Origin of the sequence: Chitinophaga agrisoli (assembly GCF_008386695.1) — a bacterium.
Lineage (GTDB): Bacteria > Bacteroidota > Bacteroidia > Chitinophagales > Chitinophagaceae > Chitinophaga > Chitinophaga agrisoli.
Window position 1 is genome coordinate 364,481 of sequence record NZ_VUOC01000002.1, and the last position, 13,272, is coordinate 377,752.

Here is a 13,272-nt window from a genome sequence, read left to right on the forward strand (position 1 = left end):
GGGTGTCTTCTAAAGTAGTTTGGGTATCACCTATACCAGTAGGCGCATCATTGACGGCGGTAACCGTTATGTTAACAGTTACGGTAGTAGTGCCGCCATGGCCATCGCTGATATCAATTGTAAACTGGTCAGAACCATTATAATCTGCTGCTGGAGTATAGATGTAGTCTCCATTTGAGGCTACCACCACGCTACCATGAGCAGGGTCGCTTGCTTTTGTGAAGGTCAGTGCGTCTCCGTCCGCGTCTGTACCAGTGACGGTACCACTCACCGGGGTATCTTCTGGCGTAGTTTTAGTATCGCCTGTACCCGTCGGTGCATCGTTAACTGAAGTTACGGTGATATTAACTGTTACGGTGGTGGTGACACCATGACCATCGCTGATATCTATTGTAAACTGGTCAGGGCCATTATAATCTGCTACCGGCGTGTAAGTATAATCACCATTTGAGGCTACTACTACGCTACCATGAGCAGGGTCAGTTGCTTTAGTAAATGTCAACGCATCACCATCCACATCGTTACCGGTGACATTGCCATTTACAGGCGTATCTTCTAAAGTAGTTTGGGTATCACCTGTACCAGTAGGCGCATCATTGACTGCAGTAACCGTGATATTAACTGTGACAGTGGTTATACCACCGTGACCATCGCTGATATCAATTGTAAACTGATCCGCACCATTATAATCCGCTGCCGGGGTATAAGTATAATCACCATTTGAGGCCACCACTACGCTACCATGGGCAGGGTCGGTTGCTTTGGTGAATGTCAGTGCATCACCGTCCGCGTCGTTACCGGTAACATTGCCATTTACCGGGGTGTCTTCTAAAGTAGTTTGTGTATCACCTGTACCAGTAGGCGCATCATTTACTGCGGTAACCGTTATGTTAACAGTTACGGTAGTAGTGCCACCATGACCATCACTGATATCTATGGTAAACTGGTCAGAGCCAGTATAGTCAGCTGCTGGCGTATAAGTGTAGTCTCCATTTGAGGCAACCACCACACTACCGTGGGCTGGGTCCGTTGCTTTTGTGAAGGTGAGTACATCACCGTCCACATCGTTACCGTTAACTGAGCCACTCACTGGGGTATCTTCCAGCGTAGTCTTAGTATCGCCTGTGCCAGTAGGCGCATCATTTACTGCGGTAACGGTGATATTAACAGTCACTGTAGTTGTGCCACCATGGCCATCACTAATATCAATCGTAAACTGGTCTGGGCCATTATAGTCCGCTGCCGGGGTGTAAGTGTAGTCTCCATTTGAGGCTACTACTACGCTACCATGGGTGGGGTCAGCGGCTTTGGTAAAGGTCAGCCCATCGCCGTCCACATCGCTACCGGTAACTGTTCCACTTACCGGGGTGTCTTCCGGTGTCGTCTTACTGTCACCTGTACCGGTAGGCGCATCATTGACTGCTGTAACGGTAATATTAACTGTGACAGTGGTGGTACCACCGTGGCCATCGCTAATATCTATCGTAAACTGGTCAGGGCCATTATAGTCCGCTGCGGGGGTATAGGTATAGTCTCCATTTGAGGCTACTACTACGCTGCCGTGGGCAGGGTCGGTTGCTTTGGTGAAAGTAAGTGCGTCTCCATCTGCGTCGGCACCAGTAACTGTACCACTTACCGGGGTATCTTCCGGTGTGGTCTTGGTATCTCCTGTACCAGTAGGCGCATCATTTACAGCAGTTACGGTGATATTAACGGTTACAGTGGTGGTGCCACCATGGCCATCGCTGATATCAATCGTAAACTGATCCGGACCATTATAATCTGTTGCGGGGGTATAAGTGTAGTCTCCATTTGAGGCTACTACTACGCTGCCGTGGGCAGGGTCGGTTGCTTTAGTAAAGGTCAGTGCGTCTCCGTCTGCGTCGGCACCTGTAACTGTACCACTTACCGGGGTATCTTCCGGTGTGGTCTTACTGTCACCTGTACCAGCTGGCACATCGTTAACTGCTGTAACGGTAATATTAACTGTGACAGTGGTGGTACCACCGTGACCATCGCTAATATCTATCGTAAACTGATCCGTACCATTATAATCTGCTGCCGGGGTGTAAGTGTAGTCTCCATTTGAGGCTACTACTACGCTACCATGGGCTGGGTCGGTTGCTTTGGTGAAAGTAAGTGCGTCACCGTCTGCGTCTGTACCAGTAACTGTACCACTTACCGGGGTATCTTCCGGTGTAGTCTTACTGTCACCTGTACCGGTAGGCGCATCATTGACTGCGGTAACGGTGATATTAACGGTTACGGTAGTTGTACCGCCATGGCCATCGCTGATATCAATCGTAAACTGATCCGGACCATTATAATCTGCGGCAGGAGTATAAGTATAGTCTCCATTTGAGGCTACTACCACACTACCATGGGCAGGGTCAGTTGCTTTAGTAAAAGTCAGCCCGTCGCCGTCCACATCGCTACCGGTAACTGTTCCACTTACCGGGGTGTCTTCCGGTGTGGTCTTGGTATCCCCTGTACCGGTAGGCGCATCGTTGACTGCGGTAACCGTGATATTAACAGTCACAGTAGTTGTGCCGCCATGGCCATCGCTGATATCAATCGTGAATTGGTCAGTACCATTATAATCTGCGGCAGGAGTATAAGTATAGTCTCCATTTGAGGCTACTACCACACTGCCGTGGGCAGGGTCAGTTGCTTTAGTAAAAGTCAGCCCGTCGCCGTCTACATCGCCACCGGTAACTGTTCCACTTACTGGGGTGTCTTCCGGCGTAGTCTTAGTATCGCCTGTGCCAGTAGGTGCATCGTTGACTGCGGTAACGGTGATATTAACAGTCACGGTAGTTGTGCCGCCGTGGCCATCACTAATATCTATCGTAAACTGATCCGGACCATTATAATCTGCGGCAGGAGTATAAGTATAGTCTCCATTTGAGGCTACTACCACACTGCCATGGGCAGGGTCAGTTGCTTTAGTAAAAGTCAGCCCGTCGCCGTCCACATCGTTACCGGTAACTGTACCACTTACCGGGGTATCTTCTGGCGTGGTCTTAGTATCGCCTGTGCCCGTCGGTGCATCGTTAACTGCCGTTACGGTGATATTAACCGTAACAGTGGTGGTGCCGCCGTGGCCATCGCTGATATCAATCGTGAATTGATCTGGGCCATTATAGTCGGCTGCTGGAGTGTAGGTGTAGTCTCCATTTGGGGCCACTACCACACTACCATGAGCAGGGTCAGTTGCTTTGGTGAAGGTCAGTGCATCACCATCTGCGTCTGTACCGGTAACTGTACCACTTACCGGGGTATCTTCCGGTGTGGTCTTAGTATCACCTGTACCAGTAGGCGCATCATTGACTGCCGTAACCGTAATATTAACGGTTACGGTAGTTGTACCACCATGGCCATCACTGATATCGATCGTAAACTGGTCAGGACCATTGTAGTCTGCTGCCGGGGTGTAAGTGTAGTCTCCATTTGAGGCTACTACTACACTGCCATGAGCAGGGTCAGTGGCTTTGGTAAAAGTCAGCGCATCGCCATCCGCGTCTGTACCAGTGACTGTGCCACTCACCGGGGTATCTTCCGGTGTGGTCTTAGCATCACCTGTACCAGTAGGTGCATCATTTACGGCGGTAACGGTGATATTGACAGTTACAGTGGTTGTACCACCATGGCCATCGCTGATATCAATCGTAAACTGATCCGTACCATTATAATCTGCTGCCGGGGTGTAAGTGTAGGTACCGTCCGGGTTTACTACTACCGTACCATGAGCAGGATCAGTGGCTTTGGTGAAGGTCAGTGCATCACCGTCCGCATCTGTACCGGTAACTGTGCCACTCACCGGGGTATCTTCCGGTGTGGTCTTAGTATCGCCTGCGCCGGTAGGCGTATCATTTACGGCAGTAACGGTGATATTAACAGTTACAGTGGTTGTGCCGCCGTGGCCATCACTAATATCTATCGTAAACTGGTCAGAACCGTTATAATCTGCTGCCGGGGTGTAAGTGTAATCTCCATTTGAGGCAACCACCACAGTACCGTGGGCAGGATCAGTTGCTTTAGTGAAGGTCAGCGCATCACCGTCTGCATCTGTACCGGTGACATTGCCAGTCACCGGGGTATCTTCCGGTGTGGTCTTGGTATCGCCTGTACCAGTTGGCGCATCGTTAACTGCGGTTACGGTGATATTAACTGTGACAGTGGTTGTACCACCGTGGCCATCGCTGATATCAATCGTAAACTGATCAGGGCCATTATAGTTTGCTGCGGGGGTATAAGTATATGTACCACCGGGGTTCACCACTACAGTACCATGAGCGGGATCTGTAGCCTTGGTAAACGTAAGCGCATCACCGTCTACATCGCTACCGCTGACGTTACCGTTAACAGGCGTGTCTTCTAAAGTAGTTTTAGTATCTCCCGTACCGGTAGGAGCGTCATTAACTGCTGTAACGGTAATATTAACTGTTACAGTAGTGCTTCCACCATGGCCATCACTAATACCAATCGTAAACTGGTCAGGACCGTTATAATCTGCAGCGGGGGTATAAGTATATGTACCACCGGGGTTCACCACTACAGTACCGTGAGCGGGATCTGTAGCCTTGGTAAATGTAAGCACATCGCCGTCCACATCGTTACCGGTAACTGTACTGCTAACCGGGGTATCTTCCAAAGTAGTCTTAGTATCACCCGTGCCGGTTGGCGCATCATTAACCGGTGTAATACCCAGGAGCACCGTCTTGGTATCCTGCAACGCACCGCCACCTGTGTTCCCATTATCTGAAATATTCACCGTCAGCACTACGGATGCCGGTGGGTTCTGGGAGGATGAATAAGTTACTTTATTGGAGCCTAAGAATGCATTAATGTCTGCTAAGGTACCAGTCAGCACAAGTGAACTGCCTGTACCGCTTACGGTAACGCCGGCTCCGGAAACCGCGCTCACTAAGCCGTTCGGAACGGAAAACGTAACCGTAACAGCGCCCGTACCGGCATCAATATCTGCAAAAGAAATATCCTTAAGGGAGGCCGGCACATCTTCTGTAACCGCTATGCTGGTGGGCACGGTGATCTGCGGGCCGTCATTTGCCGGCTGGATAATGATGGTAGTTTGCGCTGTACCGCCTGAATAGGATGTGCCGTCAGAGGCCTGCCAGTTAAAGCTGGTGCTTCCGTTCCAGTTCGCAGTAGGGATAAAGCTGATATTACCCAGTTGGGCAGCAGGAATTTCCTGACCAACTGTAATAACCGTTCCGTTTAACCGGAAGCTGCCATTAAGCGGCAGGCTGGTGATCTTTATCTTGTTCAACGGCGTGCCGTCGGGATCGCTGAAATGAGTGGTGAAGTCTGTGCCTGCAAAAGCCAGGGTATTATCTTCAATGCCTGTCACTGAGCCGTTACTTATAACCGGCGGATTGTTGACGGTAGCAGATACAGTGAACGTATAATCGGCCCTGCCCGGATCTGCATCATTATTCCGGATACGGATCACGGCGGTATAAGTGCCTACAGGATGCCCTGCCGGATTAAAGGTCACTACGAAGTCTGTGCCGCCACCGGCTATGATAGAGCTGGAAGATGGCTGCGTAGTGATGGTAAAACCTGCATCGCCGGACAGTCTGCTTACCTTGGGCGTACCTGTAAGGTTAATTACGCCGGTACCCACGTTATTGATGGTGAAGGTATGCGCGATCGTGCCGGTAGTGGTCAAGCCAAAATCAGTTCCATCTACGGTGTTGACTGTTGTGCTGGCATCAGCGATCAGCGTACCGTTACCGGTAACATTAATACGCGGGTTGGTAAGCATCACAATGGTAGTGGTGGAGGCGGGGCCTGTTTCCACGCCATCATTCAGCGTAGTGGTAATGATACGGTTAGCGGTGTTAGGCGCGCCATTGCTATTCCGGTACTCGATCATCTTTATTGCGGCAATGTAAGCCGCCTGCGAAGCTGATCCGGATATTGTAATGGCGCCAGTGCCATTGCCGGTAACCATAAAGGCCGGCGGTAAGGTACCGTTTATAAAAAGGCCTTCATTACCGGGGTTCAGGATATTTGTAAGGGTGATAGTGGCGCTATGTATGTTGCCGCCATCGGGATCAATAATGTTCAGGTCTGCATCTGCGATCTTTGCGCCGGCGCTGCCCGCGTTAAAATAGTTCAGGTAGTTATACTTACCGGTAGCGCCGGAGCTGTTGTCCGGATCCAGGTCTACTATCGGACAGTTGTTTACGTTTACTGTTTTGGTGACCAGGTTGTTATCGTAATAACATTCCTTATAGCCAGTGTTCTGGTTAGCGAGCGACGCCAGCGTAAAAGGCGTGCCTACGGCATGTCCCACGCCACCGGGCACAAAGCTGCCATTGTCGTTAATGATAATAGTCAGGTCAACATCCAGGCTGGAAAGGCTGCTCAGGTCTATATCATAGCTGAAGGTCTTACACTCTCCCTCATGGATATCCTGGTCAAATGTGCCCTTATAAACGAGTACCGCGGCGGGATCCGTGGTAGGATCGCCATGATAGAAACACACCGGCATACCGCCGCTGCTGTTACCTGATCCGGGGTTACATACGTTCACATTGGCTTTTATGGTATTGCAGTTGCTGCCTTTGCTGAATGTGATGTTGCTGGTATTAAATGCAATATCCGGCCGTGCCCCGTAGTAGTCCATGGATAAAAGGATCTGGTAGTCTGGGTTGGCCAGGTCTGTTTTATTGGTAACTGTCAGCTGTGTTTTATCGGCTGACAGGGAAAAGGTAATATCATAAATACTAGGGCTTTTAAAGCCTACCGTATTTGCATGGGCACGGCTACTGCTGTTATTCAGCGGAACGCCTTTGAAAGCAAAGTTGTCATCCCTTCTGGCAGCGCCGTTAAGGCCTACCTGCTGATAGAAATAACCGGTGGCTGTTTCCGTGGTAAGGTCTATATACGCGTAGGCGGCAATGGAGTTCTCGTTACTCTCCCGGTCTGTATTACAGGCATTACCCGTCTCGTTCAGGTACATGGCGCTGGTACCCGGAGGAATGGTAAATACCCGGGTAACGCCGGCCGTGGAGCTGATACCTTTTGGGATGATCTGAATGTCCGAATTGATAAATTCCGCGCTCATCCCCTGCCCTGTCCTTTTATAGAATTCGAGTACATAAGCGTCATCAAAATCGCGGGCGTAGTTAGCATCACGTTTGATGACCAGGTTTGTACCGCTCACGTACATACGGGGATTGAATACCCCCACGGCGCCGGGGCTGGTCAGCTTTCCGGAGTAATCGCCGGCGATGGCGGCAGACGAAAGAAAATCCATGGTGGAGGAACTGGCCAGGTTATTGATCACATAGGTGGACCGTCTGTCCACAGAGCCTCCATTCGCCAGGGTAATGAAACCGTCTGTCAGCCCGGCATCCAGATCGATGGTAAAGCGCAGGTTCGAATAACCCTCTTCCGTACCGCTGGATGTATTCAGGTCAGTGGCATTTGTATTGGTGCCTTTGCCGGAAATGGAGATCACATTTGCCCCTGCGGGGATGGGCACTACCAGGTCTGTATTGGCGGTACCTGCACCGTGCAGCAATGCTTTTACCTGCGGATCCAGCAGGTTGAACGAGTTATTATAAGGTGATAAATATTCCAGGTAATAGGATGAGTGCGTGGTGGTAACATTTTCGGTGATGGTAAGCGTGCTGCCGGAGATCGAGAAGTTAACGTTATTCAGGTCCGGCGTAGCATCCCCCACTTTACTGGCAGCCGGTATAGGTGCGCCCAGCGGCACTTTCTGCCATCCATACACGTTTGTGCCGGAACCATTGGTATTGGTGTTCTTAGCATAGTTCACATAACCAGAGGAAGTATTGGCGGAAAGATCGATAATGGCGTTTATGGTGATAAAATCCTCGTCTCCCTGCGGGTTATCACTACCGGTGGTGAGCCCTGTTTCAGAGGAGATAAATACGCTGATAGAACGCGTACCCGCAGGAATGTTAAAAACCGGCGCAGGCGCACCTGGCGCCCTATATTTGGATTCCACGCCCAACAAATCCGCCTTTTTTCCCCCGCTGGGACTACAAGGGCTAAAAGGCATTTGGCCAAATACCAATAGAGAGCTAAATATCAAGCTGATGCTTAATAAGCTCCTTACAATACTTATTTTCATAGATATAGGATAGTCGGCAAATAAAGTTGCCGGTAATCATGTCAGGCACAGGACGTAACTCATTGTCACTAATTGAGAGGAGGCAGGGAATGGATGCGCCTATAATTCTACTTTTACACGTTAAATTGTTCTAATGGATATTGATCCTGAATATCCGTCTAATGTGATAATACGTTCTCTCTGTGCCTATGGGATGCAAATATATATAATATTTTTTGTTATGTTATGCTTATTTGGAATGTAACGTTTGTGTAATATTGTATTCCGTCGCAACCGCTTCCATTTCGGAATCATTCCGGAAATTGTTATATTGAAGCATCATTTAACCCGTTTTACTATCGTCCTATCCCCTGTTATCTAAGGATCTATTTTGTAATATAAACCCTCGTATATGCTAGTTACCAACAAGCACTTTACGCCGGTGATAGGACTGGATATTCACATTGTATTGTTGCTGGGTTTCCCTATCCCACTTCCTCATCCGTATATAGGTTTTGTAGTTGATCCAATGGATTATATTCCCTTTATAGGGGCTACTACCAAGATCAATCATGTACCGCGGGGTAAGAGTGATACCAGCGGCATTATTATTATCCTGTTCCACATTCCTATGGGTGGGCCTTTTCTGCTGGCGCCCATGATAGGCCATGATTCCGTTAACTTTTTTGGCAGTAAAACGGTAAAGGTGGAGGGTAATCTCATGAGCCCTTCCGGTCATATGTTAATGACCTGCAACGATATTGGCATTCCGCTTTCCCTGCAGCCTGGTAAGAAGTTCAAACCCATTCCCAGCATGTACCTGCCTACTTCCTTTTCCATTCCGCTTTCCTTTGGTAAACCGGTGATGGTGGGCGGGCCTTATGTGCCGGACTGGAGCGGGGCGCTCCTTAACCTGGTGATGTCTTTTGGTTTTGGCGCACTGATGAAAGGATTGGGAAAAGGTATGAAAAAGCTTGGCAGGGCTGCGAAGAAGCTCAAAAACAAACTAAAGGACTTTAACCTTGCCCATCAGAAAAAGATAGGCGGCAGTGATAAGCTCAGCCGTTTGCTTTGTAAGCTTGGGTTTGAGCCGGTAGATCTCGTTCAGGGGATCGTGATCTACGATGGCGTCGATTTTGAGCTGCCTGGCCCTATTCCGCTTAAATGGCAACGGTCATGGAACTCCGATAGTTCTCATGAAGGGCCATTAGGTCACGGCGTCCACTTCGGATACGATCTGCGGGTGCTGGAACTCAGTGATGAAAATGCCACTGGCGTATTGCTGGGAGACGGCCGGAGCGTCATATTTGATGAATTGCCCTATCCGGGCAATAGCGAATATAACCGCGCGGAAAAGCTCACACTTACCCGCACAGATCTGGACCGGTACGAACTGTTTGATCACCGGGAAAGGCTGGCTTACTGCTTTCACCGGTTACACCCGCTGGATGAACAGTACCGGCTGTATGCTATCCGTAATGAGGCCGGTTTTATGATCAGTTTTGATCATAACAGCAAAGGTCACCTGCAACAGGTAACAGACAGCGCCGGCCGGCAGCTGCAGGTTGATAACGACCAACTTGGCCGCATTATCGCCGTCAGGGCACGTCATCGCGGAGCTACCCGGCCCCTGATACACTACGGCTATAACGAAGCCGGCGATCTTTGCGAGATCACTGACGCGCTGGATCAAACCACCCGGATCCAATACCATGACCATTTAATGGTGGCCAAAACAGACCGCAACGGCCAGACCTTCTACTGGGAATATGACCATAAGGCCCGTTGTATCCATACATGGGGTGATGGCGGCATCCTGGAAGGATGGATCGAATACCACACAGACAAAGGTTATAACCTGGTTACCAACTCCCAGGGGCATACCACTACTTATTACTACACACCGGATTTTGTAGTTAACCAGATCAAAGACCCTCTAGGGAATTCAAAATTCTTTGCGTACACGGATAATTTTGAGCTGTACCGGGAAATAGATGAAGAAGCCAACGTTACAGGGTATAGTTATGATGAACGCGGTAACTGTACCAGCATTGAACAACCGGACGGCAGCGCTTATACCTTTCGTTATGATCCAGCTGACCGGCTGGTACTGGCCACAGATCCGCAAGGCGGCAGCCGTACCTATATCTACTATAAAGGCGCTAAGCATACCGGCCTTCTGCATACTATCACAGCGGCAGATGGCAGGATCTCCATTTTCCGCTATAACACGCAAAATCTGCTTTGCACCATTGAAGATGAGCAGGAAAATAAGATCTGCCTGAGGTATGACCATGACCTCAACCTTTGCATGGTTACGCTGCCGGATGGCGGGCGGTCCAGCTGGCAATATGATCATTGGGGCCATTGTATCCGGTCTGTCAATCCACTGCAGCAGGAACAATATTTCCATTATGACGCCCTGGGACGCGTTGCAGATGTAAAGCTGCCGGATGGCAATCAAATACAGCTGCAATACAATGCCTACGAAGATGTAGTACAGGCCCGGGACAAACACCACGATGTAAAGTTTTTATACAGCCCCCTGGGTAGCCTGAAAATGCGGGAAGAGAATGGCGCTAAGATACATTTCCTTTACAACAAAGATGAACAACTTACGGGGCTTGTCAATGAACATGGAGAAATGTACCGTTTTGCCCGGAACGGCCGGGGGGATATCATACAGGAAACCGGTTTTGACGGGCTTACCCGTCATTATAAGCGGGATGCCGCCGGTAAGATCATAAAAGTACATCGGCCGGCAGGACGCTATACAGACTATGAATACGACTACAATGGGCAGCTCATCCGCGCCGAGCATAGCGATGGCAGCTGGGAAACATACAGTTACAACCGCAACGGGCAACTCATTGAAGCGGTAAATGAATATTGTACCCTCAAGCTTGAGCGGGATATAATGGGCCATGTTGTGGAAGAATGGCAGAACGGCCACACCGTTACCAGCGTCTACGATAAAAACAGCCGGCGCAGGGCGCTGCAAAGCAGCTTAGGCGCTCAAATACAGATACAACGCAATGTAACGGGAGATGTAACGGGCATTCAAGCCAGTACAGCAGGCTTTGACAATCCCTGGTTTACCCATATTGAGCGCAACCTCTTAGGCCTGGAAATAGAACGTACCGTGCCCGGTGGCATAAAAAGCAGCTGGAACTATAACCACGCCGGCCAGCCGGACAGCCATACCGTCAGCAACGGCGACCGCAGTACCAGGCGGCGGCATTATCGTTGGGACGCCAATCAACAATTAAGGCAGATCGTTAACGGTATTGGCAACGGCGCCGTAAAATTTGCGCATGATGATTTCGGCAACCTCGCCTGGGCGCAATATGAAAATGGGGAATACGATTACCGCCTGCCGGACAAAGCCGGGAACCTGTATGAAACACAAACCCGGCACGACCGCAAATATGCCCCCGGAGGCAAACTCCTGGAAACCTCCAATGCCCGTTTTATATATGATGAAGAAGGTAACCTGCTTAAAAAGATCGTTCACGCCGCCCCCGCAGGCAGCGCCATCTGGGAATATGCATGGTATGGCAACGGCCTCTTAAAGCAGGTGACCTGCCCGGACGGGAAACCGGTAACTTTCCGTTATGACCCCCTGGGCCGCCGTATAGAAAAGGAATATAATGCCCGGCTTACCCGCTTTGTGTGGGATGGCAATGTTCCATTGCATGAATGGCACTACCCGGTTAAAGAACGGCCGGTTGCCATTATTAATGAACTGGGAGATGTGGAACAGGATCATCCGGAGCCCACACCACCGGAAACGATGATTACATGGGTATTTGAGGAAGGGTCTTTTATACCCATCGCTAAATTGACCAATGGCAGATCGTATTCCATCATTACTGATCATATGGGTACACCCTGCGAGGCCTATGATCAGGCAGGCGAAAAAGTATGGGAATGTGAGCTGGACATCTACGGCAAGGTGCGCAAGTACACAGGCAGCAAGGAGCTGGTCCCATTCAGGTACCAGGGCCAGTATGAAGACGTGGAGACAGGGCTCTGTTATAACCGGTTCCGGTATTATAGTCCTGAAGAAGGCGTATATATCTCCAAAGACCCGGCGGGGCTTAAAGGAGGCGACAGGCTCTATTCATATGTTTTCGACGTTAACGCGCTCCTGGATATATTCGGACTGAACCCGACCTATTATCCATTAGATGGTCTGGACCGTGCTACCGGCGCATTTGCGGAAGTAACCCCCTCATCGATAGGTACGGGATCCGGCGCCACTGTAGACCCGGTGGGTTTTGTAAGCGGTAACCACCCCACCCACCATCAAAGAAGCCATTTGATAGCTGCTAACCATGGAGGAGATGGAGGAATAAGAGAAAACCTTGTAACTTTAACAAGCGGATCTAACCATCCCGGCATGCGGAGGCTCGAAGACACTATTACGGCACACGTCCGGGATGGTAACACCGTGCTGGTAGAGGTTATACCTAACTATACGGGTAATAATCTGCTACCTGACAGCGTAAGCATATACGCTATTGACCAAAATGCGAATGTTATTGTAGACGACACTGTACCCAATGGGTTATTCCAGCATCACAGAGCATGCGGATGCCGATAAAAAACATTTATCATGTACGAAAAAATTGTCACTGTAAAGGAAACACCAAAGATATTCGCAGACGAGCGTTTTCTGCAGACCTTCCGTTTTGACAACGGCCAGCCGCTTCCCCCTTCTTACCAGGCATTCTGCACAGAGCTGGGATATGGCAGGTTATGTAATCTTTTCCTGGTGTATATTCCAATGGGAGACCATCCGGACTCATGGGAGGTTCAGTTTGAAGAAATGAAAGACCTGTTCGATTCCTATATTGATCCTCCTTTATATGCGGTAGAGGAAGTAGAAGGCGGCGTTGATCTGATAAAAAATGCCGCCCCCTTTGCCAGAAGTGAAAACGGGGAGTTCCTGTTTTGGGATATGCGCCACCCGCTGGCTGACGGGGAGTTTCCCATTTATTTTACAGATTTCTCTGCGGGCATTAGCCTTGCGGGCAATTCCCTCCCTGAGTTTATCAAAAATGTTTCCACCGCATCCAGCTTCAAATCCATTCTTAAGTTCTATTCCAAACCACTGGAAGCGTCTTTTGAAGGTTTTAAGGAGCTGGTTTGGTAGC

Annotated in this window: 3 protein-coding genes; 2 read left to right on the plus strand and 1 reads right to left on the minus strand. The window is 49.7% G+C overall.

What is annotated here, in order from left to right:
* Window positions 1–8,008: beta strand repeat-containing protein (locus F0L74_RS08935; RefSeq protein WP_188315925.1), on the minus strand; the 8,008-nt coding region annotated here is incomplete at its 3' end.
* Between the two features lie 517 nt (window positions 8,009–8,525).
* Here F0L74_RS08935 and F0L74_RS08940 point away from each other — a divergent pair.
* Entirely contained in the window at window positions 8,526–12,719 is a 4,194-nt protein-coding gene (locus F0L74_RS08940; RefSeq protein WP_188315926.1) for a DNA/RNA non-specific endonuclease, read from the plus strand.
* 12 nt (window positions 12,720–12,731) lie between these two features.
* Window positions 12,732–13,271: an SMI1/KNR4 family protein gene (locus tag F0L74_RS08945; protein ID WP_149837519.1), complete on the plus strand. Its 540-nt coding sequence runs from the start codon at window positions 12,732–12,734 to the stop codon at window positions 13,269–13,271.
* Window position 13,272 lies beyond the last annotated feature (1 nt).

Excerpts from the sequence above, each read along its gene's own strand:
- F0L74_RS08945 (WP_149837519.1), top strand. The coding sequence starts at position 12,732 with ATGTACGAAAAAATTGTCACTGTAAAGGAAACACCAAAGATATTCGCA.
- F0L74_RS08940 (WP_188315926.1), top strand. The coding sequence starts at position 8,526 with ATGCTAGTTACCAACAAGCACTTTACGCCGGTGATAGGACTGGATATT.